A 22,745-nucleotide genomic window follows, 5' to 3' on the forward strand; every position below is an offset into this window, starting at 1 on the left:
TCTGTGGATAGGGGGAGCGCCGGCGACTGTGGATAGGAGGCAGGGCCCGCGAGCAGCGTTCTACCCGGGCGGTTCGATTCCGGCAGACTGTTGAAGTTTGGGCCGTCTGGCTGAGAGCCGGTGTGCTGCGGGCTACTGAGTGGCTCCGTGCGCGGCGGGCCTCTTGTGCCCGCCTGCAACGGCTTCGAATCGAACTGCGGCGCCTGACAGACCTGGGTGGAGCAGCACGCTCGGCCCCCGGGTCGGCTTCCCGGGGTTGGGCTTCCTGGCCCGCTGGATTTCGGGGGCCGGCGCGGTGCCCTTCCTGGCCTGCACCTAGCGAGCCCGGTTGGCGCAGGCCTCCGCGCCTGGGTCCAAGCTGACCCTGAACTGAATGTGGTTCAGTACCGATTCTCGTGAGCTGGACCAGCCACGAGCGCCCGGCAGCGGTCAGCCAGACGCCCGGCAGCGGGTTAGCCAGAAGTGTCGAAGGTTGGCGGTTCTATAAGGACCGTAGATGGGTCCGGTCCTCGAGCCCCAGACGCTGGGCTTCCCCAAGCTTCGAAACTGGCTGGGCCCACGCGCCCCGAAGAATGACCCGGCCTGTCTCCTTGGAAGATTGGCCCCGCCCACGTCTGGACTGTGAGTCGGCCCGCGCTTGGACTGTGAGTCGGCCCGCGCTTGGACTGTGAGTCGGCCCGGTGTTGAAGGGTGAGCCGGCCCGCGCCTGGTGGGTGAGCGTGCGGCCGGCGTCCAAGAGGTTGGGTCGACCCGGGCCCGGAGGTTGAGCCAGCGCCGAGCTTCTGCTGTTAAGCCGACCCGCGGGGCCCGGAGCCCCTGAGCCCGGACTTCGGGAGGGGTCGGCCCTGAGCCCTGAGCCCTGAGCCCTGAGCCCTGAGCCCTGAGCCCTGAGCCCTGAGCCTTGGAGTCTCGAGCTCTGAGACTCGAGCCCTGAGCCCGGACTTGAGGTGTCGGCCCTGAGCCCAAAAGCAGGAGTCGACCCCCAGGCTCGCCTGCGGCGCAGGGCACGCACCGAGTTCCCGACGACGAGGCCAATAGCGAAAGACATTCAGGTCAGGCATGGAAGGGCATGTGGGCAAGCCGCGAGCAGCCTCTGAGTCCAGCAGCGAGTGCCCGACCCCGCGTTGTTCTACCGCGGCTCCGAACACTGCTGCGGCCTCCCAGGGGCGCCACGCACTGAGCCCTCACTAAGCCCCGACCTTGGGCCCAAAGTGATGACCACCCGATGCCCCCGCCCGCCGCGAACGCCGAACGCGAACCCGTGAACGCTGTGGGCCCAACCCCGCGAAACCCGCTGGTTTCACGTGAATCCGCCAGCCGGCGATCGCCCGGACCTGGCACGGTCAGGCACCGCTGAAACCACCTCCCGCCGACCCCCGAACAGGCCCACCTCAGGGCCACATGCGCATGGGTGGACGCCACTATCCACAACCTGTGTGTGACGCCTGTTGAAGATGGGGAAGGGCCCGTTTCACGTGAAACGACGCCGATGCGCTGCGCCTCGTCCACTGCGCTATCCACAGGGGGTGTAGGCGTTCTACGTCGAGTTTCACGTGAAACGGGAGTGCCTGTGGATAACTTCTGTGGATAACTTTGGGTCAAGTGTGTGGAGAGTCGCAGGCTCACTGTCGTCGACGTTTTGGGCCCGGAAAGTGTGCTGTGGACCCGGGTGCGCGGAGCCCTTCGCGGTGCGTCCACGATCGTGCGAAATTGGGTCGGGACAGCCCGTCCTGACCTGGGCTAAGGTCACGTCGTGCCCGAGAACCCCGCACCTCTGCCCGACTTCACTCGCTGGCCGTCGTTTCCGTTCGAGGGCGACATGCGGGTCAAGAAGCTAGCGCCGCCGGTGGATGTCGAGCCGCCGCGGAGTGGTGAGGACGGGCTCGACTGTGTGGCCTGCGCTACACCCGACGACGCGTACATCTGGGTTTCCGAGCGGTGGCGGGTGCGGGCGATGGACCGCCCGACCGGCCTGCCGATGGTGTTGATCCTGGAGTGCCGGTCACACCTCGACATGGGTGACCTGCCCAACCTCCTGGCCGCCGAGCTCGGCGTGATGACGGTTCGGCTGGAACGCGCGATCCGTTCACTTGACGGCGTCGCGCGGGTGCACGTCAACCGGTGGGGCGACGGTTCGGCGCACCTGCACATGTGGTTCCTGGCGCGGCCCTACGGCCGGCTGCAGCTCCGCGGGACGTTCCTCTCGCTCTGGGACGACATCCTCCCCGTCATCCCCGAGCCCCAGTGGCGGGAAAATCTGGCACTCGTCGCCGCCTGGCTGGCCGATTTCGGCGGCCAGGCCAACGCGGAGCCCGCCCACATCCAGTGGGAGTCACCGTCGACTTTTGTGGTCCCGCCGGCCGGCCCGGAAGAGGACCGCGATGAGGCCCGTCGTCCGACGACGCTGGGCGACGTCCAGGCCGCTTCGCCTCCGGCGGATTCGTGGGTACGACACAGCGACGCACCCACGGCCGGCAGCCTGCCCGGCACACCCGCCCCGGGGGACACCGCCCACGAGTTCTCCTCGCCGTCCGAAGGCGCCCCGGCATCCAGCCTCGTAGCGGATGCTGCCGCCCCAGGGTCGGGTTTCTTCGGAGGATCCCCCGATCCGGGGAACTCCAGCGTGGCACCAACAAACACGGTGACGCCAACGAGCAGCACCGACCCCATGGGCGGCACCGATCCGGCGGCCACCGGCACCACCTCCGACGAAAATGACCCCATTGTGCAGACGGCTGAAGGTCGCCCCGGCTACGTCGGCACCGGAGTGCTCAGCACGGGTGCGGGCAGCGCCGCAGCCGGCTCCGGAAGCACCGACCTGTAGCCCGACCCCGTCGCACCCCGAAGCCGATACAACGCGTCGAGCGCCCGAGAACCCCTCCGGCGGCCGCGCCGTTTCACGTGAAACGAAACGGCAAACCCGCAACCGGCCCGCCCGACACGACCAAGCGACCCGAGCACTAGCAAGCCGCGCGCGCGAGCAAACCGCGCACGAGCAACCGCGCACGAGCAGCCGGGCACCAGTGAGCCGGCCACGAGCAAACCGCGCGCGAGCAAACCGCGCGCGAGCAAGCCGACTCAAACAAGCCGACTCAAACGAGCCAGCTCAAGCGAGCCGTTCGACCCATCGGCATCGGCACACCGCCCCCGGCCCCAGCGCCGCCCGCGATCAGAAGAAGCGCAAAACAAAGGGCACGGATCCCGAAGAATCCGTGCCCCAAGCCGAACCCACCCCTACCGAGCCACCGCCCGCTCCACCAACGCCCCCAGCACCGCCCCGAGATCCACCCCAGCGGCCTGCACCGCCAACGGCAGCAACGACGTCTCCGTCATCCCCGGCGACACGTTGCACCCGAGCACCTGCGGCTCCCCGTCCTCCGCCACGATCACGTCGATCCGCGACAGGTCCCGCAGCCCCAGAGCCCGATACGCCGCCAACGCCGTAGCAGTCACCTTCGAGGCCACCGCATCCTCCAGGCGAGCCGGCACGTGCCACGTGGTCAGACCAGCCGTATACCGAGCCGCGTAGTCATACACCCCGTCCCGCGGGACGATCTCCACGATCGGCAGCGCTTCCGGCCCCGTCCCCAGGTCGATGATCGAGACGGCCAGGCGGATGCCCGCGACGTACTGCTCGACCAGGGCCGTGGAGTCGTACGCGAAGCAACCCACCATCGCGGCCGGGAGATCCGCGGCCTCCTGGACCACGGCGGCGCCCAGCCCCGACCCGCCCTGCGCGGGCTTGACCATCAGCGGCAGACCGAGCCGCGACACGATCCGGTCCAGCACCGCCACCGCGCCCAGCTCGGAGAACCGGTCGTGCGGCAGCGCCACCCAGTCCGGCGTCGGGATGCCGGCCTCGCGCAGCCGGGACTTGGCGGACGGCTTGTCCCAGGCCATCCGGGCGGTCCGCGCGTCGGCGCCGACGTACGGCACGCCGCACAGGTCGAGCACCCCGCGCAGCGAACCGTCCTCACCCGTCGCCCCGTGCAGAGCGATCACCACCGCGTTCGGCGGGTCCGCCTGCAGCGCGGGCAGCAGTGCAACGTCGGCGTCATGCAGTTCGGCGGTCATGCCGGTGGACCGGAGAGCGTCCAACACACGGCGGCCGGACCGCAGGGAGACGTCTCGTTCGTACGAAAGTCCGCCCGCCAGCACCAGCACTCGCAACTCGTCACGCGTACCCATGTGGTTGATCATGCCAAGTCGGGGCCGGGAGTGTCGCCGGCGGCCGGACCACGGCGGCGCTGGGACGAGATGGCGGCGGAGCCGCCGAAGACAGCGCGCATGGCGAGATCCTGTTCCATCACCCCGGCCAGCCGCCGCACGCCCTCACGCAGCCGGTCCGGCGCGGAGAACGAGAAGTTGAGGCGCATGTTGCCCCGCCCGGTCCCGTCGGCGTAGAAGCCCGTTCCTGGCACGTAGGCGACCCGCGCCGCGATGGCCCGCGGCATCATCGCCTTCGAGTCCAGCCCCTCGGGCAGGGTGGCCCAGACGAACAGGCCACCGGCCGGCCGGGTCCACGTGGTGCCGGCCGGCATCAGGTCGGTCAGCGCGCTTAGCAGGGCGTCCCGGCGCTCGCGGTAGACCTCGCGGTAGACCTTGATCTGCTCCTGCCACGGCATCGTCGTCAGGTACTGGGTGACCGCGCCCTGCGCGAACGCGCTCGGGCACAGGATGTTGGCCTCGCTCGCCATCACGAGCTTTTCCCGTACGGCGTGCGGCGCCAGGATCCAGCCGACCCGCAGCCCCGGCGCGAAGGTCTTGGAGAACGTGCTGCAGTAGAACACCCCGTCCCGGCGCCGGGCTCGCAGCGGCAGCGGGGCCTCGCCCTCGAAGGACAACATTCCGTACGGGTCGTCCTCGACCACCAGCAACCCGGCCCGCTCGCAGATGTCCAGCACCCGCTCGCGACGCTCCTCGGACAGCGTGACGCCGGCCGGGTTCTGGTACGTCGGGATCGTGTAAAGGAACTTCACACGGCGTCCAGCGAGCGCCAGCGACGCGATCGCCTCCTCGAGTGCCTCCGGGATGAGGCCGTCCGCGTCCATGGCCACGTGGTGCACCTGTGCCTGGGCAGCCTGGAAAACGCCGAGTGCGCCGACGTAGGTCGGCCCCTCGGCGAGCACCACGTCACCCGGGTCCAGGAACAGCCGGGCCAGCAGATCGAGGGCCTGCTGCCCGCCCACCGTGACGACCACGTCGTCGGGGGAGGCGTTGGTGATGCCGGAGAGGGCCATCACCTCGCAGATGCGCTCACGGAGCTCGACGGTGCCCTGGCCGATGCCGTACTGGAGGCTCGTGGTGCCCTGCTGCGCGGCGAGCTTCTGCATCATCTCGCCGACCGCGTCCAGTGGCAGCGCGGCGATGTACGGCGACCCGCCGGCCAGCGACACCACCTCGGGGCGGCTGGCGACGGCGAACAGGGCCCGGATCTCGGACGTGGTCATCCCGCTCACCCGGCGCGCGTACCGATCGGTGTAATCGTCCTGGGTAGTACCGGTCATTCGGCTCTCACCTCACTACGAAACGGCTGATCTCTGCGACCAGCTCGGGACCAGCCTAAACGGCGCGGACATTGGCGGAACCCGTCCGTACGGGTCAGCTGTTGTCCGACCTGCTCCCGTTCATGGGGGTTGCGACGTACGATTTCCCAGGGCGCGGACGAGCGACCGTGCTTACCCACCGGTCCGCTCCGAGTCCAGCGCAAGGGGTTCGCCATGTCGCGCCGCCTGGTCAATCTCACCCTCGACACCCTCGAGGACCTTCCTCGCCCGTGCCGCCAGTGTGTCTACTGGGAGCTTGATCCGGTCTCCGCCGAGCGCGCCTGCGCCAGCGGTGACCCGGGTCTGGACAAGGAGGCCTGGGTGTCACAGACCCTCCTGGAGTGGGGTTCCTGCGGCAAGCTGGTCTACGTCGACGGCATGCCGGCCGGGTTCGTGATGTTCGCCCCGCCGGCCTACGTCCCGCGGTCGATGGCGTTCCCCACCTCACCGGTGAGCGCCGACGCCGCGATTCTGACCACGGCCAAGGTGGTGCCCGCGTTCGCCGGTGGCGGCCTGGGCCGGATGCTGGTGCAGGGCGTGGCCCGTGACCTGACCAAGCGCGGGGTGAAGGCGATCGAGGCGTTCGGTGACGCCAAGCCCGACGAGGACTCCGAGGGTGGCTGTGTCGCCCCGGTCGACTTCTTCCTGTCGGTGGGCTTCAAGACCGTCCGGCCGCACCCGCGCTATCCGCGACTGCGGCTCGAGCTGCGCACCGCGCTGTCCTGGAAGTCGGACGTGGAATACGCGCTGGAGAAGCTCCTCGGCTCGATGAGCCCGGAGAAGCTCCTCCGCCCGATGCCCGCGACCAGCTCGATGGAGAACTGAGCGAGCCGTTCGAAACCGCGCCGCCCAAGAGCTCGAAGCCGCGCCGCCTGAGAAGCGGCCCGAGAGCTGAAGATCAGGCCCGCTCGGCCAGCGCCATCCGGAGCTGCCGCACGTCGATCGACCCGGTCGGCACGTCCCGCTCGACCGGGAAGTACATCCGCTGCACCGCGGCCAGGATCGCCTCGACGATCTGCTCCCGGAACAACGGGTTGATCAGCCGCTCGCGGTCGGCCGGCGAGGTCAGGTAACCGAGGTCGACCCGGACCGTCGGCATCCGGGTCAGCCGCAGCAGGTCCCAGGTCTTGGCGTGGGTGCGGCAGTCGTGCATGCCGGTGCGCACCACGATCTCGCGCTGCACCAGCGCCGCCAGCCGCTCGCCGACCGTGCTGCTCAGCCCGTTGCCGGTGCCGTAGTGGTACGTCGCCACACCCTCGGCGGCGTCGGTGGGGTGCCCGTCCAGGTGCAGCGAGATCAGCAGGTCGGCCCCGAGGCTGTTGGCCAGGGCGGCGCGGTCGGCGCCGCTCATCGGCTCGGCCGGCTGCGGGCCGCGGGTCAGGTGCACCCGCATGCCGGCCGCGGCCAGCCGGCCCTCCAGCCGGGCGGCCAGGTCGAACACCAGGTCGGCCTCGGTCCAGCGCAGCGGCCCGTCGGGCACCATCACGCCGGTGTCGTCACCGCCGCCGTGGCCGGGATCGATCACGATGGTCTTGCCCACCAGGTTTGGACCGGACTGCCGGAACGCCTCGGCCTCACGCAGCCATTGCGGCCGGCCACCGACCACCTTGCGGCCCAGCCGGCGCAGCGCCTTCATGGTCTGCGGGCCATAGGACCCGTCCGGCGCCAGGCCCACCTCACGCTGGAACTGGGCGAGCGCGCGAGCGGTCCGGGCGCCGTAGATGGAGTCGGCGCGGCCGGAGTCGTAGCCCATCTCCAGCAGGCGCTCCTGCAGGGCGTGGACATCCTCACCGACCAGTGCGTCCGGCACCGAGTGGAACAGGGCACGGGAGCCGAGCCGCCAGCGGGCGCCGTCCAGCGCCCCCCAGGTCTCGTCGCCGACCATGCCGTCCACGCCGAGCCCGCGGCTCTGCTGGAAGGCACGGACCGCGTTCTCCACGGCTTCGTCGAAGAGGTCCGGCTCGCGGTCGGCGAGCAACTCCAGACCGGCCAGAATTGACCGGATCTCGGAAACGGCAGGACCGGTGTCTCCGCGTCGAATGGACCGCACTCACGACTCCCTGGGGGCGAGAAAGGGACGACCTCCCGGAGCGTACTCCGGCGGACAAACAGAGCCCCGCGTCCCGGTGGGGACGCGGGGCCTGCGAAAGACGACGAAAACGATCAGAGCGCGGACTCGATGAAGTTGACCAGGAAGCTCTTGGGCTTGGCGCCGGCCACCGAGTTGACCCGCTCGCCGTCCTTGAAGATGGTCAGGGTGGGCACGGACATCACCTGGTAGGCGAGCGCGGTCTGCGGGTTCTCGTCAATGTTGACCTTGACGATTTCCACCTGCTCACCCAGCTCGGAGTTGGCGATCTCGGCCAGCAGCGGGTCGACCTTCTTGCACGGCACGCACCACTCGGCCCAGAAATCCACCAGCACCGGCTTCTTGGACTGCAGCACGTCACTGGCGAAGGTGGCGTCGGTGACCACCTTGGTTGCTCCCACGACAGGTCCTCCCGGTCTTACAGCTCGACGAATGAAGCGATGAAGCGCTCGGCGTCCAGCGCCGCGGCACAACCGGTGCCGGAAGCGGTGATGGCCTGCCGGTAGGTGTGGTCGACCAGGTCACCGGCGGCGAACACGCCGGAGAGGTTGGTCCGGGTGCTGGGCGACTGCACCTTCACGTAGCCCTCGTCGTCCAGCTCGACCTGGCCCTTGAAGAGCTCGCTGCGCGGGTCGTGGCCGATTGCCACGAACACGCCGGTCACGTCGAGAACCTTGGTTTCCCCAGAAACCACGTTCTTCAATCGGACGCCGACGACCTTGCCGTCGTCGCCGAGGACCTCCTCGACGACCGAGTTCCACTCGACCTTGATCTTCTCGTTGTCGAGCGCGCGCTTCTGCATGACCTTGCTGGCCCGGAACGAGTCCCGCCGGTGCACGATCGTCACGGTCTCGGCGAACCGGGTGAGGAACGTGGCCTCCTCCATCGCCGAGTCGCCGCCGCCGACCACCACGATGTGCTGGTTGCGGAAGAAGAAGCCGTCACAGGTGGCACACGCCGACACGCCGTGGCCGAGCAGCTCCTGCTCACCGGGCACGCCGATCGGGCGCCACGCGGAGCCGGTCGACAGGATCACGGCGCGGGCGAAGTACTGCTGGTCGCCGACCCAGACCGTCTTGAGGCCCTCGGTGCCGGCCTCGGTCGGCTTGTCGGACAGCTCGACCCGGGTGACGTCGTCGGTGATGAACTCGGCGCCGAACTTCTCGGCCTGCGCCCGCATGTTGTCCATGAGCTCGGGGCCCATGATCCCGTCCCGGTGGCCGGGGAAGTTCTCCACCTCGGTGGTCGTCATCAGCGCACCGCCGGACTGCACGCCCTCGATCACCAGGGGCTTCAGCTCGGCACGAGCGGCATAGAGCGCCGCGGTGTAGCCGGACGGTCCCGAACCGATGATGATCAGATTGCGGACCTCGTCCACTGCCGACTCCTCAAGTCTGTTTGCACGCCGGTTGGGCACGGCGACGTCGCACGCTAGAACGTCATGCTAGGCATTCACCATTCCCCCCGGTCCGGCTCGTGTCCGACCTCACGCCAGGGGGTGTCCGTCAGCGTACCGGGACTTGGCCGAGGGTGTCCGCGCCGACACCGGGCAATCCGCAGTCGGCGCCGCTCGCCCAGACCCACTCGCCGTTGTCCGCGCTGAACTGCACCACGAGGGCCGGCGCGCCGTCGAACCGGGCGTAATCCACCGACTGGGCGGTCAGGGTGCCACCGCTGTTCTCCTGGGCGATCGCGCTGAGACAGTCCAGCAGCGCGGCCGGCAGCCGCAGCCGGGCCAGCACGTCCAGCTCCTGGACACCGGCAATGTCCGGGGAGACCTGCGGGACGTCCGCGGAGGCGCTCAGCGGGGCGTCAGCGGTGCGTTTCAGGCTCTGGGTCAGGGTGCCCAGGGTGTAGTCGGTGCCGCTGTCCAGCGTCGTCTCCGGGGTCCCGGCCACCATCACGCCACCGGCCGCGGGTGCCGCTGCCGAGTCGGCTGAGCCGCTGTCGTCGTGCGCGCTCTGCGGGGCGGTCAGGGCGTACCCGAAAAAGCCGATCGCGCCCGCCGCGATGCCGATCGGCGCGGCGAAGCGCAACCAGCGGCGGTTGCCGCGCCTACGGCGGTGTTTTTCAAGATCCAAAACCGTTTTGGGTACGTCCGGAGCGGTCCCGACGTGCTCGCCGCCGTCGTCCGGCGCGATGCCGAGAGCGGTGCCGGACGGGGCCAGGGCGGCGAACGCGGAGTCCAGCCTGGCCACGACGTCGTCCGGCATCGGCTCGCCCGGCAGGTCGCCGAGCAGCGCGCCGACCGTGGCCATCTCCGGCGCGAGCAGCGAAAACGCCTCTTGCCAGGCGGGCTCGACGGCGATCAGGGCGGCCACCCGATCGGCCTCGGGGGTGCCGTCCAGCGCGCCGCCGATGTAGTCGGCCAGCAGGTCGATGTCGATCCCGTGGAACTCGGCGCCGGTCACCGTTGTTCCCTCCGTTCACGCCCGGTCGGCAGCGGCGTGACCGCGCGCGACCTGGATGAGACGTCGCCGCCGTCGCTCCGGTTCCCACCGTGCCCGGGGTCACTCGGCGCGCCGGTGACCTCGCCGCGCACGTCCCGCAGGGCGAGGGCCATCCGGGCCCGGCCACGCGCGCAGCGGCTCTTCACGGTGCCCTCGGCGATACCGAGCATCTCGGCCGCCTCGGCCACCGGATACCCCTGCACGTCGACCAGCACGATCGCGGACCGCTGCTCGACCGGCAGCGCCGCGAGGGCGTCCCGGACCAGCAGCACGGTGTCCTGATCCGGGGCGGGAGCGGCCGGCTCCGGACCGGACGACCGGTCGTCGTCGAACCGGGAGCCGTCCGGCAGCGGCACGGTCGGGTGCGCCTGCCGCCGGCGGATCCGGTCCAGGCACGCGTTCACCACGATCCGGTGCAGCCAGGTGGTGACCGCCGAGTCGCCGCGGAACCTCGCCGCCGCGCGGTGCGCCGACAGCAGCGCGTCCTGCACCGCGTCGGCGGCCTCCTCGCGGTCCCCGATGGTGCGCAGCGCGACCGCCCAGAGCCGGTCCCGATGCCGCCGGACCAGCTCGTTGAACGCCTGCGGATCACCCTCGACGTGGGCACGCACCAGCTCGGCGTCGCTCGGCACATCCGCGCCGGTCCCGCCGGGCGGTACGTCCCGGAAAGTCACGCCAGCAATGTATGCCATGCGAGCGCGGCCCGTGGTGGTCAGGCCTGGGCCAAGAAAACAGGGCCGCCCTTGTCGCCGGGCGGCCCTGTTCTTCTTTCTGGCTGGTGTCTCAGTACCCGTACAGCTCGATCTCGTTGACGTTGACCTTGAAGCCCTGGCCGTCCTCGTTCGGCGGCAGCTTGGTCAGGAAGACCAGCACGTACTGGTACTGCTTGTCCGGGTCGAAACCGGACAGGTTCACCTTGGTGCCCGGGTTCGCCTCGGTGTCGGCGTCGCTGAGCTTGGTGTAGGTCTTGACGATCTGCTTGTCGCCGTTGGAGGTGTCACCGGGGTCGGTGGTGCCGGTCCGGATGTCGATGGCCGCGCCGGGGGTGGAGACGTCGACGCTGACCGAGGCGAGCGTGCGGGCCTTGGGCAGGTGGATCAGCACGCCCATGCCGTCCTTCAGGCCGCCGAAGTTCGGCTGCTTGTAGTACGACATCTCCCAGGCGGTGTTCTTGTCGCCGTCGACCACGTACTGCGACTTGCCGGTGTCGCCACGGCCGCCCTTCGGCGGGTCGACGATCCGGACCATGTCCGCGGTCAGCGGGATCTTGACCGGGTCGCCCTGCGGAGCGGCGGACGGGTCGCCGTCCGCGCCGGGCTGGGCACCCGCGTCGGTGCCCGCGGGCGTGGAGGCCGAGGCCGTCGGTTTGCTGGAGTTGTTGATCGCGTTGATGCCGAAGACCAGGCCGATGATGGCGATGACGACGAGGGCGCCGACGCCGATCAGGATCTTCCGCGCGCTGCGGGTCGGCTCGGCGGAACCGCCGCCGCCCTGCACGAAGCGGAGCGGGCCGACGTCCTCGAACTCCTCGTCCTCGGTGGCCGAGTCGAGCCGGCCGAGCTCGGAGGTGAGTGCCTCGGCGGCCGGCGGGGCGACCCGCCGGTCCAGCAGGTCCATCGTCAGGTCGTCGAGATAGGCCGGGACACCGGCCCGGACCTGCCGCGGGGCGGCCGGGTTGCCGGCGCTGTCGCGGGTCGCGTCCGGCAGCGCGGAGCTGCCGACCTCGGCGTGCGGCCAGCGACCGGTGAGCGCGAAATACAGGATGCCGCCGACCGCGCGGATGTCCGCCTCGACACTGTCCGCCTCGTCGGCGCGCGCGTCGGCCAGGACCACCCGGCCGTCGTCGCCGATCAGCGTGGTGCCGGGGTGCACGTTGCCGTGGATCATGCCGGTGGCGTGCACCGACGTCAGGGCGTCGGCGACCGAGCGGGCGATGGTGATCGCCCGCGACGGGTCCAGCGGGCCCTCGGCGGCGATCAGGTCACGCAGCGACTCGCCGTCGACCCACTCGCGAACCACATACGCCCGCTGCTGCTCGTCGATCGCGTCGTAGACGCCGACCAGATTGGGGTGGAGCACCCGGCTCGCCGCGACCGCGGCCTGGAGCATTTCGGCAGCGGAATCGCCGCCCGGGTGCCGGAGCACGACCGCGACCGGCCGGCGCAGCACAACGTCGATCCCGCGCCAGACCTGACGGCCGGCGCTGTCGTTGTTGACGTGCTGCTCGAGCTGGTAACGCTCGGCCAGGATCTCGCCGGCGCTGGGGGCACCGAAGGTCAAGACCGGTCCGGCCTCGTCGGCCGCGGTCTCGTGGCCTTCGCCGACCTGGGTCACCAGTCCTCCCTAGGTGGTGCATGTATTGGTGCTCAGGACAAGGTGCTCCCGAGCACATGCCGAGAACGACCATACCCGTACGGAGCCATGGTCCGGCAGGTCGTCCCCCCGGCGCGGCATGGGCGCGGCCCCGTACGAACGGGTGGTTTTTCGGGCAGTCCAGCGGAAGAGGCCCTGTTCAGGGCCGGTCTGGTGGATCTCGGGGTGATTCAGCGGCCGATCTTGCGGCGGACCATGCCGACGACCTGGGTGATCTCGCGAACCCGCAGCAGGTACGCCGCGGCCAGGTAGGTGATCAGGATGACTGCCCCGGTCGGGATCAGCTGGATCAGAGCCTGGACCCGGCCGTCGGGCGCGCCGGAGCCGGGCAGGAAGCGCAGCACGAGCAGCCCGAGCCCGGCGGCCAGCCCGGCGGCGATCAGCACCCGGACCAACGATCCGGCCACTGAACCGAGATTGAGCCGGCCGATCCTGCGGCGCAGCACGGCCAGGGAGATCAGCGCTGAGACCAGATAGGAGAAGGCGTTCGCAGCGGTCGTGCCGGCGGCCAGCAACGACTGCTTGAGCACCTCGGCGAGCAGGAAGTAGGCGCCGATCCGGACCGTCACCACCGACAGGTTGATCAGCGCGACGGTCTTGTTCCCCTGCAACGCGTAGAAAGCGTAGGTGCAGAGATAGCTGATCGAGAGCGGGATCACGGCGAACGCAGCCACGGTCAGCACCGTTCCGGTGGCCAGCGCGTTCGCGTTGGAGAACCGGCCGCCCTGGAACAGGAAGACCGCGATCGGCGCGCTCAGAACCGCGTAGACCACGACGATCGGGGCCAACGCTGCGGTGGTGAGCTTGATCCCACGACTCAGGTCGGCGCTGACCTCGTCGAACCGGCCTTCGGCGGCGGCCGCGCTCATCTTCGGCAGCAGGGCGGTCATCACCGACACGCCGATGATGCCGTGCGCCATCATGGTCAGCAGGAAGGCGTAGTTGAACGCCAGGATGCTGGCGCTGTTCGGACTGCCGGTCACGTCGCTGAGGATCCGGACCACCAGGAAGACGGCGAGCTGGTTGGCTCCCGCGTAGACGAGCATCCAGCCGGCCAGCTGGCCGACCTCGCGCAGGCCCAGCGAGCGCGGGCTCCAGTTCCACTTCCACTGGAAGCCGACCTTGCGCAGGGCCGGGAGCAGCCCGAGTGCCTGGACCACCATGCCGAGCAGGGTGCCGCCGCCGATCAGCGCGATCTGCGCCCCGGTGATGTTCTCCGGGGTCAGCTCGCCGCTGCTGCCGTAGGCCAGGATGAAAACACCACAGGTGGCGATGACCACGATGTTGTTGAGGATCGGCGCCCACATCGGCGCGGCGAAGTGCCCGCGGACGTTGAGCACCGCGCCGGCCAGCCCGGACAGACCGGTGAAAAAGATGATCGGCAGGATCAGGTAGGCGAAATTGGTGACCAGTTCGCGGTAGGCCGCGGTGCTGTCGCTGCCGGACTGGATCGCGGTGATCACCGAGGCCAGCGAGACCACCAGCAGCGTCGCGATGCCGAGCGACACGATGGCGAAGGTCAACAGCTTCTGGGTGAACGCCTGACCGCCGTCCGGGTCGCTCTTTCGGCGGCGGACCAGCAGCGGGACCAGGACACTGGAGAGGATGCCACCGAGCAGCAGCTCATAGATCTGGTTCGGCAGGAACTGCGCGCTGGTGTACGCGTCGCCGACTACCTTGCCGACGGCCATGCCGATCAGGGCGGTTCGGACGAAACCGATCACCCGGCTGACCATGCTGCCGATCGCCATGATGACGCTCTGGCCGGCCGTGCTCCCGCCACTGTCGCCGTTCTCCGGCGGGATGTTCTCCGGTGGCAGGGCTTGATCGCCGCTGGCCGTGGCGGATTGTTCATCGACGGAGACGACCGTGACGCCCTGTTCCGGGCGCGGGTAACCGTCCGCCGCGTGGTTACTGCGGTACAGGCCGCCGCTCACCCTTGCCTCCAGAGCCGTACCGATGTTGGAGCCACCATAGAAGAAAACGTCACACGTGGTGACGCAGGAGGGTGCCCGGTTCGGCCCCGGCCAGGGTTTCCACCATCCAACATGCCTCCAGCGCCACCAGGGGCTCACTCAGCGCGTCCAGGACGGTGGGATGGTCGCACCCGGCCTCGGTCAACGCGCCGAGCAGGGCACGCACCGGAGTCAGGTCACCGGTCTCGGTGATCTGCCGGGCCAGCGGGCGGGTCAGGGTGTACCAGTCCCGCCGGGGCAGGGCGTCCAGATGGGCGGTGGCACGTCGTACCAAATCTGCCAGGTCCTCGTGCGGGAACCGCTTGCCCGCGCGGACCTGGTCCACCGCCTGCGTCGGGTCGCTCAGTGCCGCGATAGCGGCCTCGTCCAGCACCTGCGGTGAGGGCGCCGGCGGCACCGGCCACCAGCGGTCCTCGCGGAAGAGCGGCAGCGGGTCCTGCTCCGGACCGGAGGGCGGGGGCGGCGGCACCGGGCGGCGCAGCGACCGGTACGCCGCCTCGCGGATCCCGGCCACCGACGGCACGTCGTCGTCGGCGGTCGCCGGGGCGAACGGCGACAGCAGCGCGGTCACCAGCCCCGGGTGCGGCAGGGTCGGGTCGGCCAGGGCGATCACCCGGGCGCACGTCTCCAGCTCCCACCAGCGCAGCGCGGCCGGGTACGGACCACCGGCCGGCGCCCAGCCCAGCTGGATCGGCTCGCTGGACGACGGCCGGCGCAGGCCGAGCGTGCGCTCGCCGGAGGGCAGCTCGATCTCGAGGATGAGGGCGTAGCCGTCCAGCACCGGGAAGGACACTCGGAGCAGGTCGGGGAGGAGTTCGGCGTCGCTGATCTCGCCCGTCCAGAACCCGGCGTCCAGGCTCAGTCGGCGCAGCGCCTCGGGAACTGGCACGTTCCCATCCTGCCCGGCGGCGTCGCCGGCCGCCATCGGGCGGAGACCCACCGCCCGAATCGGGACCGATGGCCGATATCCTGGTCATCCCATGTCTTTGTTGAACGATGCCCAGCAGAACGCGGTAGCCGAGTTGCTCCGCGTGTCACCCGTCGCCGACGAGCTGGGGCGCCGCTTCGGCGCCGCCGGCCATGAGTTACACCTGGTGGGTGGCTCCGTCCGCGACGCGCTGCTCGGTCGCCTTGGCGACGACCTGGACTTTTGTACGGATGCCCGCCCCGAGCAGACGCTCACCCTGGTGCACGGCTGGGCCGACGCGATCTGGGAGACCGGTCGCGAGTTCGGCACGATCGGCATCCAGAAGAACGGCCTGCGGATCGAGATCACCACGTTCCGCGCCGAGTCGTACGACGGGGTGACCCGCAACCCGGTGGTGTCCTACGGCACATCGCTGCTCGACGACCTGTCCCGGCGGGACTTCACCATCAACGCGATGGCGGTGTCGCTGCCCGGCCACGAGTTCACCGACCCGTTCGGCGGCGTGCAGGACCTGGCCGCGAAGGTGATCCGGACGCCGGCCACCCCGCAGGCGTCGTTCGGCGATGATCCACTTCGGATGCTGCGTGCCGCCCGTTTCGCGGCGAAACTGCAGTTCACTGTGGATGAGTCGGTCATTTCGGCGATGCGGGACATGGCGGCTGATCTGGACCGGATCACCGCGGAGCGCATCCGGGACGAGTTCACCAAGCTGATCTGCAGCGCCGACCCGCTCGCCGGGCTGCGGCTGCTCGTCGACACCGGGCTGGCCGACCGCTTCCTGCCCGAGCTCTCCGGGCTGAAGCTGGAGATCGACGAGCACGCCCAGCACAAGGACGTCTACGAGCACACGCTGATCGTGGTGACCAACGCGATGCGGCTCGAGGGCGACGACTCGCCCGACTTCGTGTTGCGGATGGCCGCGCTGATGCACGACGTCGGCAAGCCGGCCACCAAGGCGGTCGGCCGGGACAGCCGGGTCAGCTTCCACCACCACGAGGTGGTCGGTGCCCGGCTCACCAAGCAGCGGATGAAAGCGATGAAGTACCCGAAGGACGTCACCTCCGACGTGGTCGGGCTGGTCGCGCTGCACCTGCGCTTCTACGGGTACGGCCGGGGCGAGTGGACCGACTCGGCGGTGCGCCGCTACGTCACCGACGCCGGCCCGCTGCTGTCCCGCCTGCACAAGCTGACCCGTTCCGACGTCACCACCCGCAACCGGCGCAAGGCGTCCGCGCTGGCCGCCGACTACGACGCGCTCGAGGACCGGATCGCCCGGATCGAGGCCGAGGAGGACCTGGCCAAGGTCCGCCCCGACCTGGACGGCAACGCGATCATGGAGCTGCTGGGGGTGCCGCCGGGCCCGATCGTGGGGCAGGCCTGGCGATACCTGAAGGAGCTCCGGCTCGACCGGGGGCCGCTGGATCACGACGAGGCCGAGACGGAGCTCCTCAAGTGGGCCCGGGAACAGGGCCACATTTCTTGACGCCGTTTGATCAGCTGATGCCCAGGCTGACCTCGCGGTTGTTGAAGTCCGCCGGTAGTCGGCTGGTCGCCCGCACGGTCCCGGTCAGGTCGTAGACCGTCACGTCCAGGCCGTTCAAGGCCAGGACCTGGTCGTCGGCGAGGAATCGGACCTGGCCGGCCCGTGGCAGCGTGGTGACCACCCGACCGGTCGCCACCTCGGCGATCCGGGTGCCGTCCGGTGCGGTGGCGTCCGGCCGGAGCGCGACGTAGCGGCCGTCCGGTGACCAGGCCGCCGAACCGGTCGGGACACCCGGGATTGGCAGGGTGCGTAGCAGTTTGCCGGTCGCCGCGGAGAACACCTTGATCTCCTTTATCGTGTCCGGCACGGACTCGGACTCGGCCACGTCCGGGTCGCGTTGCGGGAGCGCGACTTCTTTGCTGCCGGGCAGCCAGGTGAACGTGCAGGTGTCCGGGCAGAGTTCCCGGCCGCCCGGAATCTCCCGCTCCTTCTCGGTCACCGACTTCGCGTCGATGATCCTCAGGTTGCCGAGCGACGTGGTCAGCGCGACCTTCTTGCCATCCGGTGACCACTCGGTGCCGAGGCCGGAGCCGTGGGTGAGCACCTGGGCGCCGTTGTAGGCCGCGTCGACGATGCCGACCGGGACGTAGCCACCCGCCATGCTCTCGTCCTCGACCAGGACGTAGTGGCCCTTCGGTGCGGCCTCGAACACCTGGTACTTGACCGGGAAGACCTGGTAGCGGCCGGTGAGGCGGTTCAGGGCCACGTTGCCGTCCCGCGGTGTGTCCCCGGTGAACGTCGGTGTGCCGTCATCGTTGTAGGTGTTCGGTCGGCTGACCGAGGTGACCACCACGCCGCCGGGCAGCTCGATCGGCGCTTTCCACCAATCCGCGCGGATCGCCGGCACGGTCACCGGACCGCTCGGCAGCGGGACCGCCGGGGCCTTGCTGGTCGGCACCGAGTCGACCGGTTGCGGTCGTTGGCCGTCCCGGTGTCCATCCAGGACCGCATAGGGCGTGATGACCGCCCCGGCGAGCAGCATCACGGCCGCACCCGTGACGGCCTGCCGGCGGCGTCGGATCCGGCGCCCGCGGATCCGGGCCACCACTGCCATGTCGTTCATCGGCGGCGCGGCGCGGGCCAGATCCTCGACGGCGGCGCGCAGGTTGTCCTCGAAATGCCTCATCGGATGACCCCCGTCCGGTTGGTCCACTCGTCGACGCCGGAGACCAGCTCGCGCAGCTTGGCCAGGGCGCGGGAGGCCTGGCTGGCCACCGTGCCGGGGCGGCAGCCCAGCACCTGCGCGGTCTCCTCGACACTGCGGTCCTCGAGATAGCGCATCACCAGCACGGCGCGCTGCCGGGCCGGAAGGGACAGCAGCGCGTCGCGCAGGGCGAGGCGCTCGGTCACGTCGTGGTCGTGCCGTCCGGCCTGCGGCCGTTCCGGCAGGTCAGCGACGGTCACTTCGTTGCGGCGCATGGGACGGCGCCAGGCCGATATCCGGTCGTTGTAGATGATTTTTCGTACGTACGCCTCCGCCTCGCCGTGGATCCGCGGCCAGCGGGCGTACGCCTTGGCCAGCGCACCCTGCACCAGGTCCTCGGCCGACTCCCGGTCCCCCGTCAAGGCATGCGCGATCCGGAGCAGCGCCTGCCCCCGATCCGCGACGAATGCGGTGAACTCCGCTTCGAGCGCTTGCTTCACCGGTCACCTCCACCGGAACAGACGCTCCAGCGATCGAAACCCTTGCACGCAGATCCCGATCACTGTCCGAAGGCGAGATACCGCCCGGCGAACTCCGGGGGCAGGGTCAGGCTCTGCAGCCCTGCCCCTGCGAGAGTTGTACCTGGTCACGGTCTTGCCGTCGGAGGAACATCACCGACCGGCCGCGGATAGGGAAGTAGGCTGGAGGCGTGAGCGAGTTTTCCGAGCGTATGGACACGGCTGTGCCTGGTCCGCCGGTGGGCTACCTTCCGTATGGCGATCGAAAGCCGTATGTCGTAGCCGACACTCTTGCCGCGTTGAAGGGGCCCACCCGTGGCGTGGTTTCGCTGCCACGTCATCTCGACTGGTCCGGCCGTGCGGACTATGACCTGAGCCGGCCCAGCCGCTTGGCCAGCATGTACAAGGTGGTGCTCAGCGAGGCCGGCACCGTCCAGGACCTGTGCACGTGGCTCGATGGCGAGCTGCTTCTCGAGGTCTGGCCCACCCTGTGGTTGCCGCCGCAACTTCGGCGGCGCTGGGAGGAACGCTTTCCGGGACTCGCCGCCCGCACGGTTGCCGCATAGGTGATGGATCCGTTTCACGAACGACTGGCTCGTGTCGGGCTCGGCGCCGCCGGTAGGTACGGTTTTGCCCTTGCCGGCGGCTACGCGGTGCAGGCGGCCGGCCTTCTTGAAAGGCCGAGCGAGGACGTCGATCTGTTTACCGCATGGGACCGCCGCGACGAGTTCGGTTCGGCGGTGACCGCGGTTATTCAGGCATACCGCGATGAGGGCGTCACGGTTGATGTCGAGCGGCGCTACGACACTTTCGCCCGGCTGATGGTGACCGATAACAGCCATACGGCAAAGGTGGAACTCGGCGTCGACTGGCGTGCCAACGATCCGATCCTGATGTCCATCGGCCCGGTTCTGCATCCTGACGACGCGGTTGCGAACAAGATGAGCGCGCTATACGGCCGGGCGTTCGCCCGCGACTTCATCGATATCGATGCCGCAATGCGATCAGGCAAGTACTCCGGCGAGGACCTTCTGTGGCTCGCCGAACGGGCCGATTCCGGCTTTGAGCGTCACATCTTCGCCGGCGCCCTGGGACAGGCTGATCTGCTGGACCAGGCGGACTTCGCCCAGTACGGCATTGCCGGCCGAGAGCTCGACGAGATGCGGAGCCGGTTCGCGCGATGGCGCCGCGATCTGCTCGCCGAGAATCCGCCGCAATAGTCGCGTGGCGAACTTGTCGGACCCGCGAGGGACAATAGGCGGATGTTCGTCGTCGAGTCACCGATCGGGCTGCTTGGGGTTGTTGTTGAAGGGGACGTCGTGGTGGGGGTGCGCTTCGGTGCTGCCGCGCCGGCCTCGGCGGTGACGCATCCGGCTGTTGAGCAGCTGGCGGCCTACTTCGCCGGGGAGCTGACCGACTTCAGTGTGCCGGTGGAGATGCCCGGCGGGTCGGCGTTCGAGCGGGCGGTGTGGGCCGAGATCGCCAAGATTCCGTACGGGGAAATGCTGACCTATGGGGCGATAGCCACCGCCCTCGGTGATCCCGGAGCGGCCCGGGCGGTCGGCACGGCCTGCAACCACAACCCGGTGCCGGTGATCGTGCCCTGTCACCGGGTGGTCGGCGCCGGCGGCAAGATGGTCGGGTTCGGCGGCGGGCTGGAGCGCAAGCGCAAGCTGCTGGAACTGGAAGCGCGAGTGTCGCTGACCCGCGCCTGGGGCTGAGCCGACCTGCGCCGACGGGTCATCCGGCCGATGCCCGTACGGACAAGCGGCCTGCTGGGAGTTGGTTCCAGCGGCTATTGTCCGTCGCGATGCTGACTGACCAACGGCCGACCGCGCCGCGAAACGGGTCTGCCCCCGAGCCCGGGCGCAGGCCGCGGCTCGCCGCGCTGGACGCGCTGCGGATCACCGCCGCGCTCGCGGTGGCGGCCTACCACCTGACGGTGTCCTGGCGGATCGACGGGCACAACCTGCCGGAGTACTTCCTGCCGCACGTGTCACACGTGTCGATCTACGGCTTTCTCGGTGTCGAGCTGTTCTTCCTGATCAGCGGGTTCGTCATCTGCATGAGCAGCTGGAACCGGAGCCTCGGCGACTTCTTCACCTCACGGGTGAGCCGGCTGTACCCGGCGTACTGGGTCTGCATCCTGATCACCGCGACCGTGGTCGCGCTGGTGCCGATCTCGGGCGGGGTGCCGGTCAGTGGGGTGCCGGGGCTGCGGGACATCGCGGTGAACCTGACGATGCTGCAGGAGCCGCTCGGCGTGGGCTCGGTCGACACCGTCTACTGGACGCTCTTCGTGGAGTTGCGCTTCTACCTGCTGTTCGCGGCGCTGGTCGCGTTCGGCCTGACGTACCGAAGGGTGGTGATCTTCTGCGCGGTCTGGATGACCGTCGCGGTGATCGGGCCGACCCTGGACAGCCGGATGGTCGAGATGCTGGCGATCCCGCAGTACGCGCCGTATTTCATCGCGGGCATCGCGATGTTCCTGATCCACCGGTTCGGCCGGTCGCCGCTGCTCTTCGGGATCGTCGCCTTTGCCTGGCTGATCAGCATCAAGAACGTCACCGACCGGGTCGCCGACGTCAACCCCGGCTTCTCCGTGCCGACCTGGCCCGGCGTTCTGATCATCACACTGGCGTACGCCGCGGTCCTGGCGATCGCGCTGGGCTGGGCCGACGGGATCCGCTGGCGCTGGCTGACCACCGCCGGTGCGCTGACCTACCCGTTCTACCTGCTGCATCAGCGGCTCGGGTACGCGTTCATCCGGCACGCTCACGAGGCGACCGGGCTGCCGGCCTGGCTGCTGGTGACCACCGCGATCGTGCTGATCCTCGGTCTGGCCTGGCTGGTGTACCGCCTGGCCGAGAAACCGCTCGCCGCGGTGCTCCGGAAGGCACTGAAGCAGGCCTTCGCCGACCTGCGGATTGCATCGGCACGTGACGCGGATCGCACCCGGGTGCCGGTCCAGCCGCGCGGCGGCGATCGTTCGGAGGCCCGCAAGATCGAGGAGCCGGCCGGGCGGGTATAGAAAAAGGCCGGCACGTGGTGTGCCGGCCCTTTTTTATGGTGTGACGCTGGTCAGCTTTCGACCTCGCCCTTGATGAAGGCCTCGACGGCGTTGTGCGCGTCGTGGTCGCTGTACTGCACCGGCGGGGACTTCATGAAGTACGACGACGCCGACAGGATCGGGCCACCGATGCCACGGTCCTTGGCGATCTTCGCAGCGCGGACCGCGTCGATGATCACGCCGGCCGAGTTCGGGGAGTCCCACACCTCGAGCTTGAGCTCGGCGACCAGCGGGGTGTCGCCGAAGGAGCGACCCTCGAGGCGGATGTACGCCCACTTGCGGTCGTCGAGCCACGGCACGTGGTCCGACGGGCCGATGTGCACGTCGCTCTTGATCATCTCGTGCGGGATCTGCGAGGTGACCGACTGGGTCTTCGAGATCTTCTTCGAGACCAGGCGGGTGCGCTCCAGCATGTTCATGAAGTCCATGTTGCCGCCGAAGTTGAGCTGGTACGTGCGCAGCAGCTCGACACCGCGGTCTTCGAACAGCTTCGCCAGCGCGCGGTGCACGATGGTCGCGCCGACCTGGCTCTTGATGTCGTCACCGACGATCGGCAGACCGGCGTCGGTGAACTTCTGCGCCCAGACCGGGTCGGAGGCGATGAAGACCGGCAGGGCGTTCACGAACGCGCAACCGGCATCGATCGCGGCCTGCGCGTAGAACTTGTCGGCCTGCTCGGAACCGACCGGCAGGTAGGAGACGACGACGTCGACCTCGGCGTCACGCAGCGCCTGGACGATGTCGACGACCTCGGCCGAGGACTCCTCGATCATCTCGCGGTAGTACGTGCCCAGACCGTCGTGGGTCGGGCCGCGCTGCACGGTGATGCCGGTCGGCGGCACGTCGGTCAGCTTGATCGTGTTGTTCTCGCTGGCGACGATCGCCTCAGAGAGGTCCATGCCGACCTTCTTGGCGTCAACATCGAACGCCGCGACGAACTTCACGTCAGATACGTGATAGTCGCCGAAGGTCACATGCATGAGACCGGGAACGCGGTCGGTGGGGTCGGCGTTCTTGTAGTACTCCACGCCCTGCACGAGGGACGAGGCGCAGTTACCCACACCGACGATGGCGACGCGGACGGAACCCATCGCGTTTGCCTCCTTGT

20 protein-coding genes are annotated in these 22,745 nt (G+C 69.4%); 7 read left to right on the plus strand and 13 right to left on the minus strand.

What is annotated here, in order from left to right; all coding sequences use genetic code 11:
• The first annotated feature begins 1,978 nt into the window (after positions 1-1,978).
• Positions 1,979-2,824 (plus strand): hypothetical protein, encoded by an 846-nt coding sequence (locus tag ADL15_RS56005; RefSeq protein WP_232344808.1) that lies wholly within the window; start codon positions 1,979-1,981, stop codon positions 2,822-2,824.
• Between the two features lie 410 nt (positions 2,825-3,234).
• Here the strand turns inward: ADL15_RS56005 and ADL15_RS38170 are convergent, their stop codons facing one another.
• Positions 3,235-4,188, minus strand: a complete 954-nt coding sequence (locus ADL15_RS38170) for a D-alanine--D-alanine ligase family protein (RefSeq protein ID WP_232344794.1) — start codon at positions 4,186-4,188, stop codon at positions 3,235-3,237.
• Positions 4,189-4,196: 8 nt separating this feature from the next.
• The gene (locus ADL15_RS38175; protein WP_067702031.1) at positions 4,197-5,507 is read right to left on the minus strand and encodes an aminotransferase-like domain-containing protein; all 1,311 of its coding nucleotides are present in this window, start codon (positions 5,505-5,507) and stop codon (positions 4,197-4,199) included.
• 213 nt (positions 5,508-5,720) lie between these two features.
• Here ADL15_RS38175 and ADL15_RS38180 point away from each other — a divergent pair, with 213 nt between their 5' ends.
• The gene (locus ADL15_RS38180; RefSeq protein ID WP_067702034.1) at positions 5,721-6,371 is read left to right on the plus strand and encodes a GCN5 family acetyltransferase; all 651 of its coding nucleotides are present in this window, start codon (positions 5,721-5,723) and stop codon (positions 6,369-6,371) included.
• Positions 6,372-6,444: 73 nt separating this feature from the next.
• Here the strand turns inward: ADL15_RS38180 and ADL15_RS38185 are convergent, their stop codons facing one another.
• The 8 genes from ADL15_RS38185 to ADL15_RS38220 form a co-directional block, all read right to left on the minus strand.
• Complete coding sequence (locus tag ADL15_RS38185) at positions 6,445-7,596, minus strand: N-acetylmuramoyl-L-alanine amidase (RefSeq protein ID WP_067702037.1); 1,152 nt, start codon at positions 7,594-7,596, stop codon at positions 6,445-6,447.
• A 113-nt stretch (positions 7,597-7,709) separates the two neighbouring features.
• Complete coding sequence (trxA, locus tag ADL15_RS38190; protein WP_067702040.1) at positions 7,710-8,036, minus strand: thioredoxin; 327 nt, start codon at positions 8,034-8,036, stop codon at positions 7,710-7,712.
• 17 nt (positions 8,037-8,053) lie between these two features.
• A complete protein-coding gene (gene trxB / locus ADL15_RS38195) occupies positions 8,054-9,013 on the minus strand; it encodes a thioredoxin-disulfide reductase (protein WP_067702044.1) in 960 nt (319 codons plus the stop codon).
• A gap of 127 nt (positions 9,014-9,140) precedes the next feature.
• Positions 9,141-10,046, minus strand: a complete 906-nt coding sequence (locus ADL15_RS38200) for a hypothetical protein (RefSeq protein WP_067702047.1) — start codon at positions 10,044-10,046, stop codon at positions 9,141-9,143.
• Positions 10,043-10,777: an RNA polymerase sigma factor SigM gene (sigM, locus tag ADL15_RS38205; protein ID WP_067702050.1), complete on the minus strand. Its 735-nt coding sequence runs from the start codon at positions 10,775-10,777 to the stop codon at positions 10,043-10,045. The genes ADL15_RS38200 and sigM overlap by 4 nt, the downstream gene beginning before the upstream one ends.
• A gap of 91 nt (positions 10,778-10,868) precedes the next feature.
• A complete protein-coding gene (locus ADL15_RS38210) occupies positions 10,869-12,419 on the minus strand; it encodes a protein kinase family protein (RefSeq protein ID WP_067702053.1) in 1,551 nt (516 codons plus the stop codon).
• Positions 12,420-12,628: 209 nt separating this feature from the next.
• Positions 12,629-14,395 (minus strand): murein biosynthesis integral membrane protein MurJ, encoded by a 1,767-nt coding sequence (murJ, locus tag ADL15_RS38215; protein WP_067702056.1) that lies wholly within the window; start codon positions 14,393-14,395, stop codon positions 12,629-12,631.
• A 49-nt stretch (positions 14,396-14,444) separates the two neighbouring features.
• Entirely contained in the window at positions 14,445-15,323 is an 879-nt protein-coding gene (locus ADL15_RS38220) for a hypothetical protein (protein WP_232344795.1), read from the minus strand.
• 91 nt (positions 15,324-15,414) lie between these two features.
• Between ADL15_RS38220 and ADL15_RS38225 the strand changes: the two genes are divergently transcribed.
• Positions 15,415-16,845 carry a CCA tRNA nucleotidyltransferase gene (locus ADL15_RS38225; protein ID WP_067702062.1) on the plus strand — a complete coding sequence of 477 codons (1,431 nt, stop codon included), beginning with the start codon at positions 15,415-15,417 and terminating at the stop codon, positions 16,843-16,845.
• Positions 16,846-16,855: 10 nt separating this feature from the next.
• Here ADL15_RS38225 and ADL15_RS38230 read toward each other — a convergent pair whose 3' ends face one another.
• Both ADL15_RS38230 and ADL15_RS38235 read right to left on the minus strand, forming a co-directional pair.
• Positions 16,856-18,031: a WD40 repeat domain-containing protein gene (locus ADL15_RS38230; protein ID WP_067702065.1), complete on the minus strand. Its 1,176-nt coding sequence runs from the start codon at positions 18,029-18,031 to the stop codon at positions 16,856-16,858.
• Positions 18,028-18,549 (minus strand): SigE family RNA polymerase sigma factor, encoded by a 522-nt coding sequence (locus ADL15_RS38235; protein WP_067702068.1) that lies wholly within the window; start codon positions 18,547-18,549, stop codon positions 18,028-18,030. The genes ADL15_RS38230 and ADL15_RS38235 overlap by 4 nt, the downstream gene beginning before the upstream one ends.
• Positions 18,550-18,758: 209 nt before the next feature.
• Between ADL15_RS38235 and ADL15_RS38240 the strand changes: the two genes are divergently transcribed.
• The 4 genes from ADL15_RS38240 (at position 18,759) to ADL15_RS38255 (ending at position 21,598) form a co-directional block, all read left to right on the plus strand.
• A complete protein-coding gene (locus ADL15_RS38240) occupies positions 18,759-19,133 on the plus strand; it encodes a hypothetical protein (RefSeq protein WP_232344796.1) in 375 nt (124 codons plus the stop codon).
• A 3-nt stretch (positions 19,134-19,136) separates the two neighbouring features.
• A complete protein-coding gene (locus tag ADL15_RS38245; RefSeq protein ID WP_067702193.1) occupies positions 19,137-19,787 on the plus strand; it encodes a nucleotidyl transferase AbiEii/AbiGii toxin family protein in 651 nt (216 codons plus the stop codon).
• Between the two features lie 42 nt (positions 19,788-19,829).
• The gene (locus tag ADL15_RS38250) at positions 19,830-20,288 is read left to right on the plus strand and encodes a methylated-DNA--[protein]-cysteine S-methyltransferase (protein WP_067702070.1); all 459 of its coding nucleotides are present in this window, start codon (positions 19,830-19,832) and stop codon (positions 20,286-20,288) included.
• Positions 20,289-20,377: 89 nt separating this feature from the next.
• Positions 20,378-21,598 (plus strand): acyltransferase family protein, encoded by a 1,221-nt coding sequence (locus tag ADL15_RS38255; protein ID WP_067702196.1) that lies wholly within the window; start codon positions 20,378-20,380, stop codon positions 21,596-21,598.
• Positions 21,599-21,648: 50 nt separating this feature from the next.
• On the opposite strand, the gene ADL15_RS38260 is transcribed toward ADL15_RS38255, so the two are convergent.
• On the minus strand, positions 21,649-22,728 hold the full coding sequence (locus tag ADL15_RS38260) for an inositol-3-phosphate synthase (RefSeq protein WP_067702199.1): 1,080 nt from the start codon (positions 22,726-22,728) through the stop codon (positions 21,649-21,651).
• Between the last annotated feature and the right edge of the window lie 17 nt (positions 22,729-22,745).

The sequence above is a fragment of the Actinoplanes awajinensis subsp. mycoplanecinus genome (assembly GCF_001509495.1).
GTDB classification, from domain to species: Bacteria; Actinomycetota; Actinomycetes; order Mycobacteriales; family Micromonosporaceae; genus Actinoplanes; species Actinoplanes palleronii.

Bases quoted from the DNA above. Each gene is read 5' to 3' on its own strand.
- ADL15_RS56005 (WP_232344808.1), top strand. From the start codon at position 1,979: ATGGTGTTGATCCTGGAGTGCCGGTCACACCTCGACATGGGTGACCTG.
- ADL15_RS38170 (WP_232344794.1), bottom strand. From the start codon at position 4,188: ATGGGTACGCGTGACGAGTTGCGAGTGCTGGTGCTGGCGGGCGGACTT.
- ADL15_RS38175 (WP_067702031.1), bottom strand. From the start codon at position 5,507: ATGACCGGTACTACCCAGGACGATTACACCGATCGGTACGCGCGCCGG.
- ADL15_RS38180 (WP_067702034.1), top strand. From the start codon at position 5,721: ATGTCGCGCCGCCTGGTCAATCTCACCCTCGACACCCTCGAGGACCTT.
- sigM (WP_067702050.1), bottom strand. From the start codon at position 10,777: ATGGCATACATTGCTGGCGTGACTTTCCGGGACGTACCGCCCGGCGGG.
- ADL15_RS38225 (WP_067702062.1), top strand. From the start codon at position 15,415: ATGTCTTTGTTGAACGATGCCCAGCAGAACGCGGTAGCCGAGTTGCTC.
- ADL15_RS38230 (WP_067702065.1), bottom strand. From the start codon at position 18,031: ATGAGGCATTTCGAGGACAACCTGCGCGCCGCCGTCGAGGATCTGGCC.
- ADL15_RS38245 (WP_067702193.1), top strand. From the start codon at position 19,137: ATGGATCCGTTTCACGAACGACTGGCTCGTGTCGGGCTCGGCGCCGCC.
- ADL15_RS38250 (WP_067702070.1), top strand. From the start codon at position 19,830: ATGTTCGTCGTCGAGTCACCGATCGGGCTGCTTGGGGTTGTTGTTGAA.
- ADL15_RS38255 (WP_067702196.1), top strand. From the start codon at position 20,378: ATGCTGACTGACCAACGGCCGACCGCGCCGCGAAACGGGTCTGCCCCC.
- ADL15_RS38260 (WP_067702199.1), bottom strand. From the start codon at position 22,728: ATGGGTTCCGTCCGCGTCGCCATCGTCGGTGTGGGTAACTGCGCCTCG.